Consider the following 24,465-nt stretch of genomic DNA (forward strand, 5'->3'; position numbering starts at 1 on the left):
CTCTTACTAGCACACCATGAGTCTGTGCATTAACCCGTTTTGCCCCCAACCAGACCACTCGGATAATGCTAACAACCGCTTTTGTCAAAGTTGCGGTTCGCACCTACTCCTGGAAAACCGCTATCGGGTGATGCGCTTGCTGAGTGATAACAGTGGGTTTGGCAAAATTTATGAGGCATACGAAAGCAGTACGCCAAAAATCCTGAAAGTTCTCAAAGAACACCTGAACAACCACGCCAAAGCAGTAGAACTTTTCCAACAAGAGGCGGCAGTATTGGCAAAGTTGGATCATCCGGGCATTCCCAAAGTGGATGGTTACTTTCAGTATCTCACCAATCACAATTTGCGGTTGCACTGTTTGGTGATGGAAAAAATCGATGGTGTGAATTTAGAACAATGGCTGCAACAACACTCTAATAATCCCATTTCTGAGAAGCAAGCTTTAGCCTGGTTAAAGCAACTGGCGGAAATATTGCAGATAGTGCATAGCAAACAGTGGTTTCATCGCGATATTAAACCCGCAAATGTCATGCTGAGAAGCAATGGACAGTTGGTGTTAATTGACTTTGGCACCGCGAGGGATGCGACGTATACATATTTAGCAAAGCTGGGTGTGGGACACCAAATTACGGCGGTGGTTTCCGCAGGATACACCCCAGCAGAACAAATGAATTACCAAGCTGTACCGCAATCAGATTTTTTTGCTTTGGGACGCACCTTTGTACATTTGTTGACAGGAGAGCATCCCTTAAAGTTTTATGATGCTCATAATGATGTGTTTCACTGGCGACAAGCGGTGACAATTTCACCGTTGCTGGGCAATTTTATCGATCAATTAATGGCGCGAAAACCAGGCGATCGACCGTTAAATACTCAGGTATTGTTACAACGGCTAGGGGAAATTGAGCAAAAAACCTTTCAGCATTCAAAAAAGAAATTGCCGGTAGCAGTTCCTGTTGTAGCACTGCTGTTATTAGGGGGAGGATTTGGCTATTTAGCATCTAAAATCGGTCAGTCTCCACTGTCCCCTATATCAACAACAAGTCCAACTGCGAAAATTCCAAATCCCTTAACAAATCTTTCTCTAGCCCAAACCCTTCCTTCGGAACCCTACACGAACACAGGGCATACCGACAAAATTTGTATTGGTGATTGCATCGCTATCAGCCGCGATAATTCCATTCTTGTCAGTGGCAGTTATGACAAAACAATCAAAATTTGGAACTTGCCGGATGGCACTCTTATCCGCACCCTGACTGATCATTCCGGCGGTGTTTCTTCTGTCGCCATCAGCCCGGATGGGCAAACTTTAGTTAGTGGTAGTCGTGACAAGACTATCAAAATTTGGCAGATCGCAGATGGCACTCTTATCCGCACCTTGACTGGTCATTCCTCCAGTGTTTTTTCTGTCGCCATGAGCAAGGATGGGCAAACTTTAGTTAGTAGCAGTGCTGACAAGACTATCAAAATTTGGCAGATCGCAGACGGCACTCTTATCCGCACCCTGACTGGTGATTCCGACTATGTTAATTCTGTCGCTATTAGCCCGGATGGGCAAACTTTAGTTAGTGGCAGTGGTGACAAAACTATCAAAATTTGGCAGATCGCAGATGGCATTCTTATCCGCACCCTGACTGGTCATTCCAGGTCGGTTTCTTCTGTCGCCATTAGCCCGGATGGGCGGACTTTAGTTAGTGGTAGTAATGACAAAACTATCAAAATTTGGAACTTGCCGGATGGCACTCTTATCCGCACCCTGACTGATCATTCCGGCGGTGTTTCTTCTGTCGCCATCAGCCCGGATGGGCAGACTTTAGTTAGTGGCAGTGGTGACAAAACTATCAAAATTTGGAACTTGGCGGATGGCACTCTTATCCGCACCCTGACTGGTCATTCCTCCAGTGTTTATTCTGTCGCCATTAGCCCGGATGGGCGAACTTTAGTTAGTGGCAGTGCTGACAAAACTATCAAAATTTGGCGGGCATCAAGTTGAAGTTGACTGCGATTTTGGGTTTGAGATTCGTCAGCGTTGGTGTTAATTGCTTTGACCCTGGATGCTGACACCCTAGAAGGGTACGGCGTTGTGCGTACACTCGTGTGCGATCGCTTTCCTTTAGAGATTTTTTAGCCCGCGTTAGTAGGCAAGCTTTGCCCGATGCCAAACAAGAGTGCGATCGCTTCAGTTTGAGGAGTTTAATATCATGTCGGGTTAATTGCCTATACTGTAGAGACGTTCCACTGGAACGTCTCTACGACGGTTGCATCATGCTGAGGATAGAGAATGCTATCATGATCTCGACCGGAGAACTGATCATTGCTTCCTTCTAAAGGCATAGAAGCGATTTTTGCCAAAATATCTTTAGCAGATTGGACTTTAGGTTTAGTCTCGCAGGAAATGACAATGACTTCAACGCGAGTTCCCTCAGCTAATGGAATTGGTTGTGATAGCCTGAGTACTCCCTCTTCATAAACAGCTTCTATACTTATTGCCATCAGCTATTGCCTCATAGACTAGCTATTTCTCATCATTATATAGTACCTTTTAGCTCAAGTTGTCAGCCTATAAGTAAGCCTCACTTGAGATGATCAATTAACCAATCCAACGCAGCTTCGACATTTGCAACGCGATCGCCCTCTGGAATTGCCGGACGCTGTACCATCACCACAGGGATATTCAACTCTCGTGCAGCAATAATCTTGGCGTAAGTCGCATCACCACCGCTATTCTTACTTACAACAGTGTCGATCGCGTGCTGAATCAATAATTGTCGTTCATCTGCTAGTGTGAAAGGTCCTCTATCATATAAAAGTAAACCTTTTGGCACTAAAGTATTCGGTTGTGGCGGGTCAATCATCCGCATGAGAAACCAGATATTTTCTATGTGGGCAAAAGCCGCAAGCTCCTGTCTGCCGATAGTGAGGAAAACTCGCTTAGAGCGATCGCCTAACTTTTGGGCAGCAGCTTCAATGTTTTTAACTTCTATCCAATTGTCCCCTATAACTGGCTCCCACATCGGGCGCACTAACATCAACAAAGGAATGTTTACCTCAGCCGCAGATACAGCCGCATTCAGCGATATTTGCGCCGCAAAGGGATGGGTCGCATCAATTAGCAAATCAATTGCTTCATCACGCAGATATGCACTTAATCCGGCTACACCACCAAAGCCACCAATCCGTGTATTAAGAGCCACATCTTTTGGTTGACGAGTGCGACCAGCCAGGGAAACTATCACCTCAATTCCTGAAAGATTTGCCGCTTTTGCCCCTAGTTCAGCCCCATCACCCGTTCCACCCAGAATTAATACCCGCTTCATACTTTACATCATGTCCTTTGCTTATTAACAGCAATAAAAACACCCCAACCGTCGTAGAGACGTTCCACCGGAACGTCTCTACAATAGAATATGTGTCCTAACTTGGAACATGATATTACATAGAATGAATTTTTACCCAAAAACATAATAATAGCGCCTGCCTAACTACAGGCAAGCGCTACTGCTTTAATTAAATTCAGGGATAAATATAATTAGCTTCCCCGAAGTATATTATTAATTACTCGCAATTGAACTTCTTACACAGCACTACTGCGGTTGATTAGATTCCACAAGAAGACTGCGACGATTGCACCAAGAACTGCTACTAAAATACCGGGGATGCTGAAAGTAGGAGCCGCTAGAGCTAAAGTCCCTGTACTGAAGAATACACCCAAACTACCGCCAACAAAAGCACCGATGATTCCTAACAAAATGGTTCCTAAAATTCCGCCGCCTTGATGACCGGGGTAGATAGCCTTAGCAATGGCACCAGCAATTAGACCTAAAACAATCCAAGCAAGAATATTCATGTTCGGTTAATGAGAGTGAAGTTTTTTTCCAACAAATACAGAATAACAATTCAATCCCTCGCATCCAATCTACCAACAGAACTAATTGTTATTGTCTAAAGGTACAGTTTAATTGTTCTTATTTCTTTTGACATACGCCTCAATTGAAATAACTAAGAAGTTAAAAAAAAGCTCCTAGTCGGTCTAAAACTAGAAGCTGACAAGATTATTGCTTGGTAATTATTGCAGTATATGCATTTCTAATTACTTCTTTCCTCTACTGGAAGAGTTAGGCTTTGGTGAATATTAAGGTAGATAACCTTGTAGAGACGCCAAATGTCGCATCTCTACAATGTTTTTCACTTCTTGTGTCTGATGTCCGATCGCTCCCAAAATTATCGCACGTCACCTCAGGTGTGAAGCACACCAAACCTGAGTCAGAAAAAAACTCTCAGTCTTTATCTATTAACTACGGTTTATCTATCAACTTACCGATATTTATCTGTTGCCTTTTCCAGGTTGGGTGTGACATACTGGAATTAACTACACTATTCCGACCGATTTACAGTATTTACATTATTCAATGCACAAACGCACCCATGTAGTGAGGAATTAACATTCAATGCAAGAAGATACACAAAAATTAAAAGTGACAACAGATTCAAAGGAAGCGATCGCCCTTATTAATCGCTTTATCGATGAAGCTTTGAGTTATGGTTCATATGCAGAAACTGTGATTTTGCAAGCAATTGCTGCCGATCCGACTTGTGCGATCGCTCATGCTTATGTGGCTGCTTATTACCTTTCCCAGGAAAATCAAGTAGGTTGGCAGCAAGCGCAACCTTATGTGCAAGCTTCCCTGCAACATTTAGAGAAGATTACAACCAGAGAAAAATTATATGTACAAGCGATCGCAGCTTGGGCAAATAAAGAGATAGATGTAGCGATCGCGCTGCACGAAGAGATTACTGATAACTTTCCTACTGATATGATATCCCTCCAGCAAGGACAATATCACTATTTTTATACAGGTGACAAAGATAAATTATTGAAAATTGCCGAAAAAGTCGTATCTGCAAATAGAAATCATCATTATTTTTACGGAATGTTAGCGTTCGGTTTAGAACAGTGTCATCAATTAGTAGCAGCAGAAAAGATGGCTCGGATAGCAGTAAAATTAAATCGTCACGATCCTTGGGCGCATCATGCGATCGCACACGTCATGGAAACTCAGGGACGAGTTGAGGAAGGTATAGCTTGGATGGAGAACTTTGCAGATACTTGGGAAAACTGCAACTCAATGCTGTATACTCACAATTGGTGGCACATTGCACTGTATTACTTAGAATTGGGTGACACAGATAAAGTTTTAGCGCTTTACGATCATCATATATGGGGACGCGCTCAAAAAGAATCTCCAAAAGATGAAGTAGGAGCAATTTCCCTATTGTTGCGGTTAGAATTACGCGGGGTAGATGTAGGCGATCGCTGGCAAAATATAAGTGCTTATCTTTACCCTCGTATTAACGAACACGCTCTACCTTTCCAAGATTTGCATTATATCTATGCTTTAGCCAAAGCTGGACAAACTAACTGGGTAAATCAGATGTTACTGAGTATGCAACAACATGCTCTGACAGTGAATTTATTTTTGCGGCAAAGTTGGTTAGAGGTAGCAATACCCGCAGCTAGGGGAATGATCGCTCATGCTAAAAAAGATTTTAATACAGCTGTGATGGAACTTAAACCTTTAAAGGAGCGCTTGCACGAGATTGGGGGAAGTCATGCACAGCGGGTTTTATTTCAGCAGGTTTATCGAGATGCGCTCAACAATGTTGAGAAAAGTCAGATTTACCAGATTACAGCTTGATATCATGTCCGGTTTATTACATCTGATGTAGAGACGTTCCGGTGGAACGTCTCTACGATGGTTGCGGTGTTTTTATGAATGTCAATTAAACGGACATGATATGATTATTATTTTTAAATTTCAGCATTTTGTAGAGACGTTTCGGTGGAACGTCTCTACGACGGTTCCAGTGGAACGTCTCTACGAGGGTTTCGGATGAGGACTTTAGTCCTCACTACGTTATTTTAAATTTCCGATTCCTATCTCCTGGCTTTTATTTGATATTTGTTAAGCGACAATAGCACGCTCAAATCTTTTAATTCCACCGTTGCAAAACGCTTCACTCTGAATCGTTTCATTGCTTTTTGCAGTTCTGTATCTGGTTGAAGTAAGCTGTAACGTATCTGTTGAATCAACGATTTATTCAAACGCTGCGCTACTACTAAGGGTGGCATAGGAGATGGTCCCAACGCCTCCACTACACGCAATTGTTCAGACAATTCGGGAAAATCACGTAATTCTTGTTCTAAAACTACACTATCAATTACCGCACAATCTGCTTTGCCATCAACTACCCAGCGAATAGAACGTTGATGCGAACCTGATTGTATTTCTTTGTTAAAAAAACCTTGGTGATATCCGTCTTGAATTAAGCGTTGTTGCAGCAAATTATAGCCACTATTAGAACCCTTGTCATTGTAGCAAAAAGTTTTCCGAGCCAAATCTGCAAATACTTTAAGATCGCTCTTCGCATTGACGATCGCATCTCCAAAGTAAATCGCTTGATTATTATAGCGCGATCCAACCATTACAGGTGCTACCAATGTCTGCAATTGGTCTGAAACCACCTGACAATATCGAATTAGGGGTAATCCACAAATGAATGCTAAATCAAGTTTGTCTTGTAATAATAACGGATCTTCCAGGGGGTCGCATTCACCTTGATGTAGCTGTGTTTCTAATTGCAATACACGACCGAGATAAGCTGTAATAGCTGCGTAGAAATCAAAGCAATTCGGAGCTAAATAGGATATAACACGCAGCTTTGAAGGTATGGTCATTTAAGTAATCGTATTTTTCTAACTTTGGCTTGTGATGCTGCCATGAAACAAAAAACCTAAATATAAACACTTAGGCTTAGGGTAAATACTAACAACCAAAGGGCAGTCAATATCAACATTTTTCCTTCTGCTTTGATCATTTTTTATTCTGCCTTCCACTTAGCAACGTGCGCCCAGACGAATGAATATAGAGAAAGCCTAAACTGGCAAAAGTTAACAGCATAATGCTTAAAACCGTTGCATATGCTTTAGTGTGCCACCACAGCCGATGTATTGCTGCTGTACTAGATTGTAAAAATTTCCACTGTTGATCGGGATCTATGCGCTCTTGAGGACGAGTCTTGATATCTTGAGCGTTCGCAAAGCAACCCTGTTCTAGCTTGGCGTTCTTCAAGGGTAAGAGTGTCGCCATTTTTACCGCTCCTTTCAATTTGATATTAAAGCCTGTAAATCGATAGACTTACCGTAGATTATATATCAGATTAGCCATCCCTGTCAAAAGGGATTTTGACAAAAGCGAAAATGCACCACGCGCACATCTTGACAAAAAAGCCTTGTAATGTAAGTAAAGTATTATTTGTGGCGATCGCAAAATTGTTGTAGATTAGCGATCGCCACAAACATCATGAGTTAGGTTCTCCTAGTAACACAATCGAACCTTTCAATTCTTTAATTACCTGCGTTGTCACTTCGCTTACAGATAAACCTCCTGCGGTACGATAGCGGACGGAACGCAAAACTACTAAATCAAATGCCTGAGCTTGCTGAATAATTACTCTGGCAATGTAATCACCCCTAATTGTTTCGATATTTGTATTGACTTGTAACTTGCTTTGAGCAGTAACAGCAGATAACTGAGATACAAAGTTGTCAACTAAACTTTGAGGTGTTTTGCGATTGGACACATGTAACAACACAATTTCCGCCTGATTTGTATCAGCCAAAATTTGGGCAAACCGCACAGCACCTATAGTTGGTCGCGTTAAATCTCCAATTGGTACGAGAATTCGCTTGATTTTTGTCGGGCTAGTCAAAAGGCGTGTTACTGCTACCGGACAGTGAGAAGACCAAAAGACGCTATCAATTACACTACCAAATAACCGGGCACGCAAGCCTGTAGTACGCGACCAACCCATAATTACTAAACTAGCATTTTGTTCTCGACTAGTACGGCTAATTCCCAAAGCAATATCGTCATCAATCCGAATTAAAGGTGATACTTCAACTTCAAATTCTTGACTGATTTCTCTAGCTAATTGCAATCTTTTTTTACTTTTATCAAGTGCTGTGATTAATTCCGGAGCATCCATGTTAACATGAGCTTTTGTAATAGCTAATGGCACAATTTGTCCATGTTCGTGACGCGCCAAAAGTGCCGCCAATTCTATTAAATCGCGCTGGGTTTGAGGGTTGTATATCGGGACTACTACACTAAATAAATTATCAGTTTCCTCTAATATTTCTTCCTCAGAATCCCACCAAGTTGAGAGACGATCTGTTTCAACATCTGTTTGGCTAACTTGTAGCGAAGGAGCAACTCGTGCTGTAATCACTGGACCCAAAATAGCAGTAACCAGCATGAGAACAATTACACTGTTTAACACACCCTCACTAATTAGCCGCTCACCAGCAGGATTTAAACTTTGATAAGCAACTAACGTTGCTGCTAAGGTAGCTGCTACTTGTGGCAGAGACAATGACCACATTGTTAGCAGTTCTGCTGTGTTGTAACGATAGAAAAGTTTAGCTAAAAATGCCGCTAAAAATTTGCTGCCTATCAAAGCCACGACAATTGCCACAGTTAGCCAAATTGAACTGAGGGTTTTGATAAATGCCGGAATATCAATTAACAATCCCATGTCTACAAAGAAACAAGGGATAAACAAAACACTACCAATAAACTCTATTTTTTCTTTGACTGGGCTACGTCCTAAAACGTCGTTGACGGCTAAACCTGCTAAAAACGCTCCTACAATTTTTTCGACTCCAATTACCTGCGCTCCCACAGAAGCCAAAAACAATGCTAGTAAGATAAACAAAAACTGGTTGCTTTCTTCATCACCAGAGCGTTTAAAGAATTGTTTTCCTGCCCAGTCAAAGCCGAATAAGACAACAGCAGAGTAAATTGCTAATCCACCCAACAAAGTAACTAAACTTAAAGCCGAGAATTCTCCTCCATGAATCCCGACACAAATTGCTAGCACTAACAAAGCACCAGTATCGGTAAAAATCGTCGCCCCAATCGTGACTGTTACAGCTTCATTTGCCACCACTCCCAAGCGACTAACAATTGGATATGCCAAAAGAGTATGAGAGGCAAGTAAAGAACCAATTAGAAAGGAAGAATTCCAGCTAAAATTAAATAACTTACCGACAGCAATACCGGCAATTAATGGAACTAAAAAGGTCAGAGTTCCAAAGCCGATTGAGCGATTTTTGGTTCTCCGAAACTGCTCTAAATCAATTTCTAAACCTGCCACAAACATCAAATAAAGCTTGCCAATCTCCGAAAGCAATTTGATAGTGTCTGAGTCAGAGTCTAGTAGCTTAAGCCCGTTTTGACCTAATACTACACCTGCTACCAACAAACCTACTAATCCAGGTACTCGCAGTTTCTCAAAAATAGGGGGTACAGTAAAGATTACTGTCAGAAGAATTGTAAATGCAATAATAGGACTGTTTATTAGCAAGTTCGGTGTCCTTTTTTGGTAGATGAAATAAGTTGAGCAAAAATACTTGTCATAAATATATTATTTTAACAGCCAAATTTTATATTTACTTTAATTTTAGTAGCAAGTAAAATTAAGCTATTTACAATTTCATTTTATATTGTACTAGTGCTAAACCTAAAGATATAAATTTTGCTACTATCTATAGGTAGATAAAAGTTATCTGTTAGAGCCAGCTTGAAAAAGGATAAAAAGTGTTGATTGCTCATGCCCAAAGCGATCGCCTTCTCCAAATCAAGCCGATTTCAGATATTGCCAGTACCACAAAAGTGTCAATTTCTTTTCTAACAAATTCAGCATTTTTTCTAAAAATCTATCTAACGGATGGTGTAACTAACTATTTAAGAAGAAACTATGTGTATTGCACTACAAAAAAACTCTCGTTAAAATGCATTACATAAAAACCTCTAACTCCTGTCGTATCTTGGTTGTGGATGATTTGCCAGATAATTTATTTTTGCTTCAAACACTTTTAGAAGCTGAGGGATATGAGGTAGAGACAGCTGATTCGGGTAGAGCAGCATTAATATCTCTTGAAAACTGCCCTGCGAATTTGGTGTTGCTGGATATGATGATGCCCGATATGAACGGGTGTCAAGTAACGCAGCGAATTCGACAAAACCAACAGCTATCTCACATACCTATAGTATTGATTACAGCATTCGATGAAGTAGATATTAACGAGGGATTATCAGTTGGGGCAAATGATTTTATTCGTAAACCTGTGGATTTTGAGGTATTGCTTTCTAGAATCAAGGCTTTCTTATAATAAATACCTAAATTACTTGCGTTTGGTAGTGAAGATGGTAGTAAACATCATCAAGAAGCCACCTAAAAGTATGGCGATCGCTAATCCTGCTGTTATTAAGTCGAGTGTATTAGTGTCCATTGTTAATTGTTAGTTGATAGTGGTTAGTTGTTGGTGGTTAGTTGTTAATTGTTAGTTGTTGGTGGTTAGTTGTTAGTTGTCAAAAAGTATTCCTAACAACTATCAAATATCAACTATCAAGCATCAACTATCAATTATCAACTAACCAATTTAAAAATCTACCCCACGTTTGAGTTCTACGCCTTGATTTGCATAGTGTTTGTGGCAGTATACCTCAGAGTGAACGCTTGCCAAATCAAAGTATGCGGGTTGATTTTGGCAGCGACCGGTGATAATAATTTCTGTATCACGGGGTTTACGAAGCAAAGCTTGGACAATTGGTTCAACTGGGAGTAGTTCCAAGTCAACGGTGGGATTGAGTTCATCAAGAATGATGGTTTTATAGAGTCCCGAAGCGATCGCGCATTTGGCGATTTCCCAACCGCGTTCGGCTTCCAGATAGTCTAATTCTTGCCGAGAATTGCGCCAGACGATCGCATCTCGTCCGCAGCGTTGATGATCTACGACCTCTGGATATGATTGTTGCAAAGCGGCGATCGCAGCATCTTCTGTGTAGCCACTACCACCTTTAAGCCACTGCATAATCAATACGCGAGTAGATCCCGGATGATTGATACCTCTACCAATGGCTTTCAACGCCCTACCCAAAGCGCTGGTAGACTTACCTTTGCCAGCACCCGTGTAAATTTCAATACCTTCAATCAAGAGTGCTTTTGCAGTTGGGTGATGCTGGGGTTTCATTTCCGAGTGCAAATCCGCAATATCGAGCAACTTTTGCGGTGCTGCGCGTCCGGTAGCAATAACTTCCAACTCTTGGGATTTGGCTTTGAGAGTCCGCACCACCTCATCCACATCCAGCAAACCCAAATCCAGAACGGGGTTGATTTCGTCAAAAACGACAACCGAATATAAACCGCTGGCGATCGCTCCTTTTGCCACATCCCAACCCCGCGCTGCCTCCTCTCGGTCAAAAGGGGTGATTTCGTCGTGACCAAAAAATTCAGCACGACCTGTGCGAACCTGGTCAATTAAATGAGGAAAACCGCGCTGTAAAGCTGCGATCGCCCCATCCTCGTCATAATCACGTTCTGGTCCCTTTAAAAACCGCAACAGTAAAACTCGGTTGGAATTGCTCGGTGTGTTTATCCCCAAGCCAATCGACCGCAAAACCACCCCTAAAGCAGCTTGGGATTTACCTTTCCCCACGCCATCATAAACGTGAATTTGACCAGTGAGCCGTTCAGAACGCACTTGCGCCGTGCGAATACCTATGCCGTTCCTTGTCATAAGAGCCAAAAGCTGTAACGTGGCAGTATCTCATCTTATCGAACCTCTTGCACTATCGGCTAGGGCATAGGGCATGGGGCAATGGGCAATGGGCAATGGGCAATGGGCAATGGGCAATGGGCAATGGGCAATGGGCAATGGGCATTGGGCAATGGGCATTGGGCAATGGGCATTGGGCAATGGGCAATGGGCATTGGGCAATGGGCAATGAGAATTAAAAAAATTGAATAAAGCAACTGCGTGAATAAATACGATTCTTTCCATGCCCCATGCCCCATGCCCCAATCTTGTAAAGTTTTGCAATACCATAACCAAAAGAACAAAAAGATGGTACAAGACTGGAAGAATGAGATAATTTTCCCTATCATTCTGAATCTCTCAGTTATACTCTCTCAAGTCAACCTTATACCTCACCCTTTTATGTTTGAATATCCTGAACTTCCGACAACTTTTCCCCTTGGTGCCATTTTGTTTGATTTTTTATTTTTATTGGTTGCTATACCCATAGAAGGGTATGTTTTGAATGTTAGGTTAAGATTTGACAAAAAAACTAGCATTTTTTATGCCATCTGTATCAATCTGTTTACTGCTGTGATTGGTTGGATAAGTTTTTTCTTTATCGAGCCAGTTTTACCAGTTAATTTAAAATCACAACTAATCAGTTATGTCTTTTTTAATCAATATAATGTCCAGTCCTTAATGATTTTGGTTGCTTTTATAATTTTTTTCACGACTTTCTTGCTGAAATACTTTCTATTAAAGCTTGTTTTGCTATCACTAGCTGAACCAATAAAAAATGAATTAGAACTTCAAGCATATCCACGTCGTAACTTCCGGCGTGCTAACAAGGCTAAATTGCAGAATACAAATTTAGTGACTACTATACTAATAGCGAATTCACTTAGCTATACTGCAATTGTGATAATTTTGTTGATTCGCTCTAGATAAATGTAAAATTAAATCATTAAGTCAAAAATGTTGAATGTCAAATAAATCAAGTTTGTTTATGTTCAACTATTACTTGTTTACTTAAAGAGTAAGTAAAAATAAAATTTACCAGAGTAATTAAGAGGAGTGAAATATGAATTTCTTGTTTTTAAAAGATTTATTTGGCGTATTTAAATTTCTCGAAGATATTTATGGGCGAATAAGAAGATTATTGGTTCCACCGAAAGCCTACTCTTGGCAAACATTAATTTATTTGAGTATTTTTTCTTGGTTTGCCTCATCTTTGGCTGTAGGTTATGTAAGAGATATAATTTCATTTTTCGGCTGGTTATTTTTAATTGCTGGAACATCTTGGTATACCACTGATGATCCTTTAAGAATTCCCGGTACTTTTATGCCAGTAGGGGCAGTATTAACGGGATTTTTAGTGAGTGTTTTTGCTTTTGGACAAGGGGAAGATGTAATTACACCACGAACAATCGTGCTTTGGCCAACCATTTCAGCACTAATTACAGCAATTCCCGAATTTTTTGAAGGAAGTGGTACTGATGTGCAAACACAAATTCCTAAGCCAGAAATCCGGCAAAAACTAATAGTCATGGTTGCCAGTTGTATGATACTAAGTTGCTGGATTCAGTTTTACTTTGTTATGGATAATTGGTTAACACAATATCCCAGTTTGCAAGCAAATGATTTTAAGAAAAGTACATTTGTGATTAGAACAGAATCCCCAGATAAAATACCGACAAATGGTGTGTTGATTATCAATAAACTTCAGCCATTAGTAGAAGAACAAGTAGGTGGAAGACCTTGGTCGGAAGTAGAAAGATGGTTAATAAATGCGGATCAACAAGTAGGAAATTTGGGTAGACGAGTTATAGAAAGAAATTTAGCAAAATATGAAGAGAAAGAATTGTGGGTTGTTAGACCGCGTGTAGTTAATACAAAATCTGGGTATACATTAGATTTGTTAAGTATCTGGACAGGTCCAAGTTCCAACCCACGCGGATTTTATGTGAAAAAGTCTTGTAAGGTTGAGCCAGTCGCAGCACCAACAAACTCAAACATCGCCAATGTGAGCAAACCAGATAAAGCCACCGTAGCAGAAATTGACTGCGATCGCGTTCCTAAATTTATTGCCGGCTCACCTCCAGCGCAGCAGTAAATAAGACAGGGGGACAAGGGGACAAGGGGACAAGGGGACAAGGGGGACAAGGGGGACAAGGGGGACAAGGGGGAAAGTCAGTAATATTTTTTGTTAAGTAACAACCAACACCTAACAACTAACAACTAACAACCAACACCTAACAACTAACAACTAAATAGTTATGAATTTGGGCAGAATTTTTGTGCTAGCAACGAATGTGTTTCGGGAAGTGGTACGCGATCGCATTCTGTATATTATCGGTTTTTATACGGTAATAGTGTCCGTTGCCATCCGCTTACTTCCGGAATTTGCTGCTTCGACAGAAGATAAAATGTTTTTAGACTTTGGTCTAGCAGTGATGAATATCCTCGGCTTAATTGTTGCCGTATTTGTGGGTACAGGACTAGTTAACAAAGAAATTGAGAAACGCACTATTTTAGTGTTAATTACCAAACCAGTCAGTCATAGTGAATTTATTACTGGTAAATATTTCGGGTTATTAACAGTACTAGCTACACTTGTTGCAGCTATGACGGCGATTTTTCTAGGATTTTTGCAGTTGGGTGATGTTCCTCATTCCACACCAAGTATTTTAATTGCTGTGGTTTTTCTATTTTTGCAACTAGCTTTAATTACTGCTGTAGCTATTGCCTTAGGTGTGTTTACTAGTTCCCTGTTAGCAACTGCTTTAACATTTGCAGTGTATTTAATCGGGAACATTACTCAAGATTTAGTAAAACTTGGTCGTTTGGGAAATAATAAGAGTATTGAAAGCCTCACTCAAGGATTGTATCTGCTCTTGCCTGATTTATCTCGATTAGATTTAAAAAATGATGCTGTTTATGGTGTTGCAGCGCTACCGGACTCAATGGCACTAATTACGAATGCTGGTTATGCCTTGCTTTACAGTGTCATTTTGTTAGCGATCGCTATCTTTATCTTTTCCCGACGTGAGTTTTAATTATTAGTTATTAGTCATTAGTTATGAGTCAAAAATACGACAATAAGAAATGACTAATCACTTCATCACTCATTAACAAAACATGATTTGAGGGTATTGAATCGTTCCATCAGGCATAACAGCATCCCATAGCTTGGCATGAATCAAGTTTGCCTCCCAAAGGTTCGCTCCACTTAAGTTTGCCTCAGTTAAGTTTGCACTAGTTAGATCTGCACTGCTTAAATTGGCTTTCTTTAAATTAGCTTCGAGCAAAATCGCACCACATAGCTTTGCTCCCACTAAATTTGCTCTCATTAAGTTGGCTTCAATTAATGATGCTTCAATCAAGTTAGCTTCAGTCAAATTTGCTTCGCTCAAATCTGCACCGCACAACGATGCTCCCCAAAGCTTACTTTTTGTTAAATTTACTCTCCACAAAAAAGCACAACACAAATTAGCTCGCGTTAAATCAGCATTTTTCAAATTAGCCTCACATAATGAAGCTTCATATAAATAAGCTGACTGCAAATTGGCTCCGCTTAAATTTGCACCACTAAGATTTGCCCCAACAAGCACAGATCCACTCAAATTTGCCCCACTTAAATCTGCTCCTATCAAATTAATTCCACTTAAGTCAACTGCCCTAAGGTCGATTCCACTCAAGTCACATCCACTAAAATCTTCTCGTTGAAAAGACTTTTGTGTAATTTGACTTAGAATGAATTCTTGTTTATCAGCATAATTTATCATAGTCTTTACCTCTGGGTGTCAGTTATATCAACAGTTCGTAATGATAGTTACTGTATATTGAGGTTACACCGCAGAAGTATATAAGCTGAGGAAAGAATCGAGAAAATATGGAGAAAATATCGGGAAGAAATCGGGAAGATACCTGCAAATGCCTTCTACAACTAGTTTCAAAAAGAAAAAAAGCTGACATAAGTCAGCAAAGATTGATAATGTAAAAAAAATGTAATACTTAACAGCTACGATCAATTTCAGATTGATCCCCAAGAATAACCCATTGTACAACAAAGGAATGAAAATCTCTTGTTCCCCCTATCTCCTATCTTCAAGACAATTGCTTCAAACGATATCCTAAACCATGAACCGTTTCGATGAAATCTTCCGGAGCGGCTACAGTTCTAAGTTTATGACGCAAACTTTTAACATGAGCCTTAACAGTATCTTCTTCCGGTGAACTTTCACTTTTCCACAGACTATCAATAATTACAGCACGACTGAGGACGCGACGACCATTGCGAAGTAATAGTTCCAACAAACTAAATTCTTTAGGGGTTAACTGCAAAGGCACATCCAAATAAGTGACTTCATAGGTACTAGGATTGAGAAGCAACTTCCCCCATGTCAAAATAGGTGGAGAAGTTGAACTTCCTCGACGTAATAGAGCGCGGATGCGAGCTAATAACTCTTGCAAATCAAAAGGTTTAACCACATAGTCATCCGCTCCCGCGTCTAAGCCATTAACTTTATCTGTACTGGTGTCACGAGCCGTTAGCATCAAAATTGGTAGAGAATAACCGTGATGACGTAAGCGTTGACAAAGACTGATCCCATCTAATCTAGGAAGCATCACATCTAACAAAATCAAATCGTAGGCGATCGCCTTAACCTGATCCCAAGCGAACTCCCCATCCTTGACTACATCTACCACATAGAGTTGGTCAGTTAGAGCTTCTAAAAGCGCTTCTGCCAAACGCGCATTGTCTTCAACAAGTAGAATTCGCATATTAATTTAAAATGAACCTTAATAGATGTGACATAAATCACTAAACGATATTAACCATCATCAAATTTTTTATCATACAAGCATTGCATATGAAATGGTCATTGGAAAGAAAAATTATTGCTGTCGGGTTTGGATTGGCAATGTTGATTATTGGAATTGTTAACATTATTTCATATCAAAATACAGATAAATTATTCGCTAGGGAAAGACAATTAGAATATTCCTACGAAGTCATACAAAAAGTTAGAGATGTACTAAATACACTGGAAAATGCTGAAAAAGCTAGGCGCAGTTACATTGCTACGGGAAATAAGTTTTATGAAGAAACATACAACACGGCAATTCAAACTATTGAAGCTAAATTAACAGATGCTCAACGCGCTACTACCAATAATCCCACACAACAGCAGAGACTAAATATCATCAAACCTTTGATTGCCCAGAGAGTAAGTTTGCTCAAGCAGTCTATTGACTCTTACAAACGAGATAAATCTAACACAGCAATTCAATTAGCACTGACAGATAAAAATCTGAAAGTTCAAGACCAAATATGGCAATTGATTAGCGAAATTGACAAAGAAGAGCAATCATTAGTACAGCAACACCAAACTCGTTCCGATGCAAGTTTTCGGTTCACAATCGTCGTAAACATCACTGGTTATTGGATTAGCTTTGCTTTACTCTTTATAGTATATTCATTATTGCATCGACAAATTAGCACTCGCCAACAATTAGAAGATACTTTACGAGAAAGTCAACAACGATACCGAAATTTATTTGAAGTTAATCCTCATCCTTTATGGGTTTATGACTTAGAAAATTTAAGTTTTTTAGCTGTTAACGAAGTAGCTATCAAACAGTATGGATACTCACAAAGCGAATTTCTATCTATGACAATTAAAGATATTCGTCCCCCAGAAGAAGTACCTGCCCTTCTTGATAGAATTCCTCGGCTACGTTGGGCAGATAAACGATTCGCAACGAGAAGACATAAAAAGCGGGATGGAACAGAAATTGATGTAGAAATTACCTCTCACGAATTAACATTTAAAGGACGACCTGCTAGATTAGTATTAGCACGCGATATTACTCAACAAAAGCAAGCACAGGAGGCACTAGCTACCAGCGAAGAAAAGTTTCGCCAAATTGCAGAAAATATTCATGAAATTTTTTGGATGAGGGATGCTGAGGTAGACATAGTATTATATGTTAATCCGGCTTATGAAAAAATTTGGGGACGCACTTGTGAAAGTTTGTATATAAATCCCCAATCATTTCTAGATGCTGTTCATCCAGAAGATAAAGCTCGTGTGATTGCTAATCTTGAGAACAACATTAAAAAAGAATTTGAGATTGAATACCGCATCGTGCGTCCAGATGATTCGGTACGCTGGGTTTGGGAACACAGTTTCCCCATTAAAAATGGCTTAGGAAAGATTTATCGTCGAGCCGTAGTTACACAAGATATCACTGAACGAAAGCAAGCGGAAGAAGTTCAGCGAAATTTAGAAAAAGAACTAGAATTAAATGAACTGAAAATTCGTTTTTTTTCAATGGTTTCTCATGAGTTTCGCACTCCTTTAAGTACTATTTTAATTTCGGCGCAACTTTTAGAGAATTCTAATAAAGAATGGTCAGAAGAGAAAAAGCTGAAAAATCTTCATCGCATTCAATCTTCCGCGAAAACCATGACACAATTGTTAACAGATATTCTGACCTTAACGAGGGCAGAAGCTGGTAAATTAGAATTTAGACCGCAACCTTTAGATTTAGAAGATTTTTGCTTTTCCTTATTAGAAGAAATCAAGTTTAGTACTCGCGCTGAAAAAGACATAGTTTTTGTCAGCCAATGTTCTCAAAGAATCGCTTGGATGGATGAAAGAATGTTGCGTTCGATTGTGACTAATTTGGTTGATAATGCCATCAAGTATTCTCCAGATGATAGCAAAATCTATTTCACATTGGCGACTGAATCAGGACAAGCTATTTTTCAGATACAAGACCAAGGAATTGGAATTTGCCAAGAAGAAGAAGAACAACTTTATCAAGCTTTCCAACGAGGGGAAAATGTTGGTGATGTGACTGGAACTGGTTTAGGACTAGCTGTGGTAAAAAAATGTGTGGAACTACACGGTGGTAGCATCAAGTCAGAAAGTAAAGTGGGGGTTGGTACTACTTTTACTGTCAGAATTCCTTGGAAGAGTGATTTGGGGGAAGTTAAGCGCTGAAGCGCTTACTACGTAATCATAATTCGTCAAAAATTTTTATGCACATAAGTGCGATCGCCCGAAGCGGTATCTCCAGAATAGATTACGCTAAATGTAGGATAATATTGGACAAAAAATTCCCACTCATATCATTTAACCCCTAAAAATGCAAGATAAGGAATTGGACTCCCAGCTGAGAAGCGATCGCTCTACATCCCCAGATTATCAGCAAGAGGATATCTTTCCTGGCAATGGGGAAATGAGTCTGATGATGCGGACTCTCGATTGGTCAGTTACACCAATCGGTTCTGTTAAGCATTGGTGTCAGAGTTTGCGTACTTCTGTAAGTATTTGCTTATCCTCTCGATTCCCAATGCTGATATTGTGGGGATCGGAATTTGCCATGCTTTATAATGATGCTTACCGTCTTCTTCTGGGGACGACTAAACATCCGCAAGCTTTGGGTCAACCAGCACAGGAGTCTTGGTCGGAAATATGGGATATCATCGGACCGATGCTCGAAGATGTAAGGATTACAGGCAATGCTACTTGGTCTGAGGATCAGTTACTCTTAATAGAGCGCAATGGTTATCTTGAGGAATGCTACTTCACTTTTTCTTATAGTCCCATCCGTAATGAAACAGGTGGTATAGGTGGCGTTTTTAATACTGTTACCGAAACAACTCAGCGAGTTTTGAGCGAACGACGGTTACGTACTCTACGAGAGTTAGCCGCAAAAACTTCCCAAGCGAAGACTGTTGAGTCTGCTTGCGAACTGAGTATGGAAACTTTAGCTGATAATGCCGCTGATATTCCCTTTGCTTTAATTTATTTGCTGGATGAGACAGGTAAACAAGCTCAGTTGATCAAATCAGTGGGATTAGCACCTCCAGAAATAGCAAGTCAAGAAAGTTTAGATTTATTGTCAGATGATACACACAACTTCCCCTTAGTAAAAGTTGTCCAGACAGGTCAGCCTGAACGGGTAGATAATTGGGGTGCTTCTAGTTATGCAGACTTAGCTGAGTCGGCATTAATATTACCAATAACCCAAGCAAACCAGAATTTGACCGCAGGTTTACTGGTAGTTGGAATCAATCCGCGACGTGCTTTAGATGAACAGTATAGCGGTTTTTTTCAATTGATTGCAGGTAATGTGGGAGGTGCGATCGCTAATGCTCGTGCCTATGAAACCGAACGAAAACGAGCGCAAGTCCTAGCTGAGTTAGATCGGGCAAAAACGACTTTTTTTAGTAATATTAGCCATGAGTTTCGCACGCCCCTAACGCTAATTATCTCACCTTTAGAGGAAATGTTGCGCGATCGCGCAACACAATTTGCGCCACAAGACCAAGAACAATTGCAATTAATCCATCGCAACTCACAGCGCTTGCTGAAATTGGTCAACAGTCTCCTAGATTTCTCACGCATTGAAGCAGGACGAGTCCAAGCTGTATATGAACCAATTGATTTGGCTAGCTTTACTGCCGAACTCGCTAGCTTGTTTCGCTCAGTAATTGAAGCAGCGGGTATGCGCTTAATTGTACAATGTCCACCCCTACTGTCAACGGTGTACGTAGACCGTCAAATGTGGGAAAAAATTGTGCTTAATTTGCTCTCCAACGCCTTTAAGTTTACCTTCCAAGGAGAGATAACCGTAACATTGCGCGATTACCAAAATCACGTCGAGTTAGAAATAAGTGATACCGGCACAGGCATCCCCGAAGAAGAAATACCCCGTTTATTTGAGCGTTTCCACCGAGTAGAGGGTGCGAAGGGACGTAGTTTTGAAGGGTCTGGAATTGGTCTATCGTTAGTCCAAGAATTAGTCAAACTACACGCCGGCATCATCAGCGTCAGTAGCATTGTTGACCAGGGAACCAGCTTTTTAGTATCTATTCCCACAGGATATGCTCACTTACCAAGGGTTAACATTGGTGCAATTAATACATTACCATCAACCGCAGTCGGGGCTACCTCCTATGTTGAAGAAGCTTTGCGGTGGTTGCCAGCAGAAACTCAGGAAACACAGATTAATCTCAATATTGAGAATTCTCCAACAGTAAAAATGGCGCAAACTTCTGGGGAAAAGAAACCCGACAAAGTTATGACGCCTATGCTTAGGGGAAATGGATTTTCAGACAATAATCTGGCAACTAACTTGCCAATTCCCCGTATTCTCCTCGCCGATGACAATGCAGATGTACGCGATTATGTCAAGCGTCTGCTTCACAAAAATTATCAAGTAGAAGCCGTAGAGGATGGATTAGCTGCCGCTTCCGCGATTCGGCAGCAGCCTTTTGATTTAGTTTTAACTGATATTATGATGCCAGGACTCGATGGTTTCGAGTTGTTGCGGCAACTGCGCGAAGATCCACTCACCAAAGAGATACCGATCATCTTGCTATCTGCCCGTGCTGGGGAAGAATCCCGAATTGAGGGGTTAGAATTTGGCGCTGACGATTACTTAGTTAAACCTTTCTCTGGGCGTGAACTGCGATCGCGTGTCGATTCTACCATAAAATTGAGCAGAATGCGCCAGAACATGAAGCAAGTGCTGCAAGATGCCAACGAGCATCTGAGCAACGTTCTGGAAAACATGACAGATGCTTTTGTTGCTCTGGATCGCGAATGGCGGATCACTTATGTGAACCAACAGACAGCAAGACTGAATAATATGCAGCCAGAGGAAATTATTGGCAAAACCCACTGGGAAATGTGGTCTTGGTCAGTTGGCACAATAATTGAGCAAAAATATCGTCAAGCAATGAAAGAGCAGACTCCGGTACATTTTGAGGTACTGTACGAACCATTAATGAAGTGGTTGGAGATTCATGCTTATCCATCAGAAGAGGGAATGGGTATTTATTTCCGCGATATTACTAATCGCAAAACTGCGGAAACATCATTGCAAAATGCTCTGCAAAGGTTAAATTTTCATGTAGAAAACTCGCCTTTGGCAGTAGTTGAGTGGGATCATGAATTTCGTGTCTCTCGTTGGTCGCCGGAAGCTGAACGAATTTTTGGCTGGCAAGCATCAGAAGTAATCGGTAAGAATTTCCAAGATTGGCAGTTTGTCTTTACAGAAGATTTAGAAGTTGTTACAGATACGGTGACTCGACTGACTCAAGGAATTGAAAACCGTAATATTTCTTACAACCGCAATTACACAAAAGATAATTCCATTGTGTCCTGTGAGTGGTACAACTCCACTTTATTAGATGAATCTGGTAAATTAATTTCAGTGCTATCATTAGCGTTGAATGTAACCGAGCGCGAAAGAATGGAAGCCGCATTACGGGAAAGTGAGAAACGATTCCGGGAAATGGCGGATGCATCTCCGACTCTAATTTGGATGTCTGATACTAGCAAGCTTTGTAACTATTTTAACAAAACCTGGCTGGAGTTTACAGGGCGGACGATAGAGCAAGAAATGGGTAATGGTTGGATTGAAGGAGTGCATCCGGAAGATTTGCAGTACTGTATAGATATTTATATAAATGCTTTTGATGCCCATGAAAAATTTAGTATGGAGTATCGCCTGAAACGCGATGACGGACAGTATCGGTGGATTTTAGATAACGGGGTGCCACGTTTTACATCGTCAGGTGATTTTCTCGGTTATATTGGCTCGTGTATTGACATTAGCGATCGCAAAGTTGCAGAGGAGACGATGCGTGAGAGTAGCACTCGTCTCAGATTTGTTCTAGATTCGGCACATTTCGGCGATTGGAAATTGAATCTGTTAAACGAATCTGACACCGCTCATCGTTCGCTAAAACATGACCAGATATTTGGATATGAATCCCTGCAAAGTGAGTGGAACTACGAAATATTTTTAGAACACGTTCATCCAGATGACCGTGAAATGGTGGATCAAAAGTTTAAGAAGACACTTGAAACCTACGAAGACTTGGATTTTGAGTGTAGAATTATTCGGGTTGATCAAAGCTTAACTTGGATTTGGTCACGAGGAAGTGTTTACCGAGATATCAATGGTAAGCCGACTCATCTGATTGGGTTAGTTACCGATATTAGCGAGCAGCAAGCTGCGCTACACGAACGCAAACTTGCTGAAGCCGAACGCGAAGAAATGCTCGTGCGGGTTCAGCAATATGCCGGTCAACTGCGTGGGTTGACTCAGGCAGCATTGGCGATAAATTCAGCACTTTCTATTGAAGAAATTGTGCAAATAATTACCGAGCGATCGCGTTTTTTAATCGGCGCACATCAATCAGTTAGCAGCATAGCGCTTGATCGTAATTGGGCACAATCTATCAGCGTCACTTCACTTTCAGATAAATATGCTACATGGAGAGATTATAAACTAAAACCCGATGCCTCAGGCATTTACGCATACATCTGCGAGATAAATCGTCCCATCCGCATGACTCAAGCCGAACTAGAGTTACATCCCCGATGGCGCGAATTTGCCGCAGATGCCGCAAATCTACCGATGCGCGGTTGTCTAGCTGCACCCCTAACAGGACGAGATGGTCGCAATATTGGACTGATTCAATTATCTGATAAATACGACGAAAGCGAGTTTACACCAGAAGACAAAGCCATCTTGGTACAATTAACACAGATCGCATCTGTAGCAATTGAAAATACTCGCTTGTACGAAGCTGAACAACTAGCGCGTACCCAAGCTGAATCGGCAAACCGCATCAAAGATGAATTTCTCGCCGTTCTTTCTCACGAATTACGTACCCCACTAAACCCGATTCTCGGTTGGTCTAAGCTGTTGCGAACCCGCAAGTTTGATGAAGCAAAGACCGCTGAAGCTTTAGCAACAATTGAGCGCAATGCCAAATTACAGGTACAACTGATTGAAGATTTGCTGGATGTCTCGCGAATTTTACGGGGCAAACTAACCCTAAATGTAGACAAAGTAAATCTATCATTAATTATTTTAGCAGCTTTAGAGACAGTACGTTTAGCAGCAGAAGCGAAATCGATTTCGATTGTCACCATTTTCGACCCGAATGTGGGGCAAGTCGCAGGTGATGCAGGTCGCTTGCAACAAGTTATTTGGAATTTACTTTCCAACGCTATTAAATTTACACCCAACGGGGGACGGGTAGAGGTGCGATTGTCAATATCTAGGGGCAATGGGCAAGGGGCAATGGGCAATGGCAATAATTCCTATGCTACTATTACAGTTAGCGATACAGGTAAAGGTATTGCGCTAGAGTTTTTACCTTATGTTTTTGATTACTTCCGGCAAGCAGATAGTGCCACTACAAGGAAATTTGGTGGATTGGGATTAGGATTAGCGATCGTGCGACAGTTAGTAGAACTCCACGGTGGTACAGTCTTTGTAGAAAGTCCTGGCGAAGGAGAGGGAGCAACATTTACAGTGAAGCTGCCATTGTTGTCAACAACAGATTTAGGAGAAATTGAGTTGACAACAGAAGCGGAATTTAATTCACTTAGTTTGGAAGGAATCAAAATACTGATTGTAGATGATGACGTTGATTCGCGAGACTTTATCAGGTTCGTATTGCAACAAGAGAAAGCGGAAGTGATAGCAGTTTCATCAGCGCTGGAAGCACTGCAAATCTTGGCAAAGTCGAAATTAGATGTTTTATTAAGTGATATTGGGATGCCAGAAATGGACGGCTATATGCTGATTCGGCAAGTGAGAAATTGGTTGCCAGAACAAGGGGGACAAATACCAGCGATCGCTCTAACAGCTTATGCTGGAGAATACGATCGCCAACAAGCAATTTCAGCCGGCTTTCAAATTCATGTTTGTAAACCAGTCGAACCAGCACAGCTAATTGCCGCTATTACCAAATTGACCAAAAAATAGAGTTTTGAACGCAG

18 protein-coding genes are annotated in these 24,465 nt (G+C 40.9%); 9 read left to right on the top strand and 9 right to left on the bottom strand.

The genetic code is table 11. The annotated features are described in order from the left end of the window. Nucleotides 1–16 precede the first annotated feature (16 nt). Nucleotides 17–1,993, top strand: a complete 1,977-nt coding sequence (locus tag TOL9009_RS0108385; protein WP_029632406.1) for a serine/threonine-protein kinase — start codon at nt 17–19, stop codon at nt 1,991–1,993. 224 nt (nt 1,994–2,217) lie between these two features. On the opposite strand, the gene TOL9009_RS38590 is transcribed toward TOL9009_RS0108385, so the two are convergent. The 3 genes from TOL9009_RS38590 to TOL9009_RS0108400 all read right to left on the bottom strand — a co-directional run bounded on the left by TOL9009_RS38590 (nt 2,218) and on the right by TOL9009_RS0108400 (nt 3,847). Further along, nucleotides 2,218–2,493: an antitoxin family protein gene (locus TOL9009_RS38590; RefSeq protein WP_051502845.1), complete on the bottom strand. Its 276-nt coding sequence runs from the start codon at nt 2,491–2,493 to the stop codon at nt 2,218–2,220. Nucleotides 2,494–2,573: 80 nt separating this feature from the next. Further along, nucleotides 2,574–3,317 carry a cobalt-precorrin-6A reductase gene (locus tag TOL9009_RS0108395; protein ID WP_029632407.1) on the bottom strand — a complete coding sequence of 248 codons (744 nt, stop codon included), beginning with the start codon at nt 3,315–3,317 and terminating at the stop codon, nt 2,574–2,576. Nucleotides 3,318–3,574: 257 nt separating this feature from the next. Continuing rightward, nucleotides 3,575–3,847, bottom strand: a complete 273-nt coding sequence (locus tag TOL9009_RS0108400; protein ID WP_029632408.1) for a GlsB/YeaQ/YmgE family stress response membrane protein — start codon at nt 3,845–3,847, stop codon at nt 3,575–3,577. 601 nt (nt 3,848–4,448) lie between these two features. Here TOL9009_RS0108400 and TOL9009_RS0108405 point away from each other — a divergent pair. Beyond that, complete coding sequence (locus TOL9009_RS0108405; protein ID WP_029632409.1) at nt 4,449–5,696, top strand: tetratricopeptide repeat protein; 1,248 nt, start codon at nt 4,449–4,451, stop codon at nt 5,694–5,696. Nucleotides 5,697–5,935: 239 nt separating this feature from the next. Here TOL9009_RS0108405 and TOL9009_RS0108410 read toward each other — a convergent pair whose 3' ends face one another. From TOL9009_RS0108410 to TOL9009_RS0108420, 3 genes are all read right to left on the bottom strand, one after another. After that, the gene (locus tag TOL9009_RS0108410; protein ID WP_029632410.1) at nt 5,936–6,736 is read right to left on the bottom strand and encodes a phosphate/phosphite/phosphonate ABC transporter substrate-binding protein; all 801 of its coding nucleotides are present in this window, start codon (nt 6,734–6,736) and stop codon (nt 5,936–5,938) included. Nucleotides 6,737–6,872: 136 nt separating this feature from the next. Further along, nucleotides 6,873–7,148 carry a hypothetical protein gene (locus TOL9009_RS0108415; RefSeq protein ID WP_051502846.1) on the bottom strand — a complete coding sequence of 92 codons (276 nt, stop codon included), beginning with the start codon at nt 7,146–7,148 and terminating at the stop codon, nt 6,873–6,875. A 211-nt stretch (nt 7,149–7,359) separates the two neighbouring features. Next, nucleotides 7,360–9,426: a cation:proton antiporter domain-containing protein gene (locus tag TOL9009_RS0108420; RefSeq protein WP_029632412.1), complete on the bottom strand. Its 2,067-nt coding sequence runs from the start codon at nt 9,424–9,426 to the stop codon at nt 7,360–7,362. A gap of 427 nt (nt 9,427–9,853) precedes the next feature. Between TOL9009_RS0108420 and TOL9009_RS0108425 the strand changes: the two genes are divergently transcribed. After that, complete coding sequence (locus TOL9009_RS0108425; RefSeq protein ID WP_038296247.1) at nt 9,854–10,234, top strand: response regulator; 381 nt, start codon at nt 9,854–9,856, stop codon at nt 10,232–10,234. Between the two features lie 270 nt (nt 10,235–10,504). Here TOL9009_RS0108425 and TOL9009_RS0108430 read toward each other — a convergent pair whose 3' ends face one another. Next, the gene (locus TOL9009_RS0108430; RefSeq protein ID WP_029632414.1) at nt 10,505–11,641 is read right to left on the bottom strand and encodes a cob(I)yrinic acid a,c-diamide adenosyltransferase; all 1,137 of its coding nucleotides are present in this window, start codon (nt 11,639–11,641) and stop codon (nt 10,505–10,507) included. Between the two features lie 81 nt (nt 11,642–11,722). Between TOL9009_RS0108430 and TOL9009_RS47030 the strand changes: the two genes are divergently transcribed. From TOL9009_RS47030 to TOL9009_RS0108450, 4 genes are all read left to right on the top strand, one after another. After that, complete coding sequence (locus tag TOL9009_RS47030; protein ID WP_186227508.1) at nt 11,723–11,872, top strand: hypothetical protein; 150 nt, start codon at nt 11,723–11,725, stop codon at nt 11,870–11,872. Nucleotides 11,873–12,061: 189 nt separating this feature from the next. Beyond that, nucleotides 12,062–12,589 carry a filament integrity protein FraC gene (gene fraC, locus TOL9009_RS0108440; RefSeq protein ID WP_029632415.1) on the top strand — a complete coding sequence of 176 codons (528 nt, stop codon included), beginning with the start codon at nt 12,062–12,064 and terminating at the stop codon, nt 12,587–12,589. Nucleotides 12,590–12,722: 133 nt separating this feature from the next. Then, nucleotides 12,723–13,754: a septal junction protein FraD gene (fraD, locus tag TOL9009_RS0108445; protein ID WP_029632416.1), complete on the top strand. Its 1,032-nt coding sequence runs from the start codon at nt 12,723–12,725 to the stop codon at nt 13,752–13,754. A gap of 163 nt (nt 13,755–13,917) precedes the next feature. Continuing rightward, complete coding sequence (locus TOL9009_RS0108450) at nt 13,918–14,697, top strand: ABC transporter permease (RefSeq protein ID WP_029632417.1); 780 nt, start codon at nt 13,918–13,920, stop codon at nt 14,695–14,697. 72 nt (nt 14,698–14,769) lie between these two features. Here the strand turns inward: TOL9009_RS0108450 and TOL9009_RS0108455 are convergent, their stop codons facing one another. Further along, nucleotides 14,770–15,426, bottom strand: coding sequence for a pentapeptide repeat-containing protein (locus tag TOL9009_RS0108455; RefSeq protein ID WP_029632418.1), 657 nt, complete (start codon nt 15,424–15,426; stop codon nt 14,770–14,772). A 322-nt stretch (nt 15,427–15,748) separates the two neighbouring features. Beyond that, the gene (locus tag TOL9009_RS0108460) at nt 15,749–16,426 is read right to left on the bottom strand and encodes a response regulator transcription factor (protein WP_029632419.1); all 678 of its coding nucleotides are present in this window, start codon (nt 16,424–16,426) and stop codon (nt 15,749–15,751) included. An 89-nt stretch (nt 16,427–16,515) separates the two neighbouring features. On the opposite strand from TOL9009_RS0108460, the gene TOL9009_RS42115 reads away from it, so the two are divergent. Together TOL9009_RS42115 and TOL9009_RS50150 are read left to right on the top strand one after the other, a co-directional pair. Beyond that, nucleotides 16,516–18,654 carry a PAS domain S-box protein gene (locus TOL9009_RS42115; RefSeq protein ID WP_051502847.1) on the top strand — a complete coding sequence of 713 codons (2,139 nt, stop codon included), beginning with the start codon at nt 16,516–16,518 and terminating at the stop codon, nt 18,652–18,654. 145 nt (nt 18,655–18,799) lie between these two features. Further along, a complete protein-coding gene (locus TOL9009_RS50150; protein ID WP_051502848.1) occupies nt 18,800–24,451 on the top strand; it encodes an ATP-binding protein in 5,652 nt (1,883 codons plus the stop codon). Nucleotides 24,452–24,465 lie beyond the last annotated feature (14 nt).

Source organism: [Scytonema hofmanni] UTEX 2349 (assembly GCF_000582685.1).
Lineage (GTDB): Bacteria > Cyanobacteriota > Cyanobacteriia > Cyanobacteriales > Nostocaceae > Hassallia > Hassallia hofmanni.

Coding starts and splice junctions, on each gene's coding strand:
- TOL9009_RS0108460 (WP_029632419.1), bottom strand. CDS start 16,426: ATGCGAATTCTACTTGTTGAAGACAATGCGCGTTTGGCAGAAGCGCTT.
- TOL9009_RS0108410 (WP_029632410.1), bottom strand. CDS start 6,736: ATGACCATACCTTCAAAGCTGCGTGTTATATCCTATTTAGCTCCGAAT.
- TOL9009_RS0108455 (WP_029632418.1), bottom strand. CDS start 15,426: ATGATAAATTATGCTGATAAACAAGAATTCATTCTAAGTCAAATTACA.
- TOL9009_RS42115 (WP_051502847.1), top strand. CDS start 16,516: ATGAAATGGTCATTGGAAAGAAAAATTATTGCTGTCGGGTTTGGATTG.
- TOL9009_RS0108450 (WP_029632417.1), top strand. CDS start 13,918: ATGAATTTGGGCAGAATTTTTGTGCTAGCAACGAATGTGTTTCGGGAA.
- TOL9009_RS0108425 (WP_038296247.1), top strand. CDS start 9,854: ATGCATTACATAAAAACCTCTAACTCCTGTCGTATCTTGGTTGTGGAT.
- TOL9009_RS0108400 (WP_029632408.1), bottom strand. CDS start 3,847: ATGAATATTCTTGCTTGGATTGTTTTAGGTCTAATTGCTGGTGCCATT.
- TOL9009_RS38590 (WP_051502845.1), bottom strand. CDS start 2,493: ATGGCAATAAGTATAGAAGCTGTTTATGAAGAGGGAGTACTCAGGCTA.
- TOL9009_RS0108405 (WP_029632409.1), top strand. CDS start 4,449: ATGCAAGAAGATACACAAAAATTAAAAGTGACAACAGATTCAAAGGAA.
- TOL9009_RS0108385 (WP_029632406.1), top strand. CDS start 17: ATGAGTCTGTGCATTAACCCGTTTTGCCCCCAACCAGACCACTCGGAT.
- fraD (WP_029632416.1), top strand. CDS start 12,723: ATGAATTTCTTGTTTTTAAAAGATTTATTTGGCGTATTTAAATTTCTC.
- TOL9009_RS0108415 (WP_051502846.1), bottom strand. CDS start 7,148: ATGGCGACACTCTTACCCTTGAAGAACGCCAAGCTAGAACAGGGTTGC.
- fraC (WP_029632415.1), top strand. CDS start 12,062: ATGTTTGAATATCCTGAACTTCCGACAACTTTTCCCCTTGGTGCCATT.
- TOL9009_RS0108395 (WP_029632407.1), bottom strand. CDS start 3,317: ATGAAGCGGGTATTAATTCTGGGTGGAACGGGTGATGGGGCTGAACTA.
- TOL9009_RS0108430 (WP_029632414.1), bottom strand. CDS start 11,641: ATGACAAGGAACGGCATAGGTATTCGCACGGCGCAAGTGCGTTCTGAA.
- TOL9009_RS50150 (WP_051502848.1), top strand. CDS start 18,800: ATGCAAGATAAGGAATTGGACTCCCAGCTGAGAAGCGATCGCTCTACA.
- TOL9009_RS47030 (WP_186227508.1), top strand. CDS start 11,723: ATGGGCAATGGGCAATGGGCAATGGGCAATGGGCAATGGGCAATGGGC.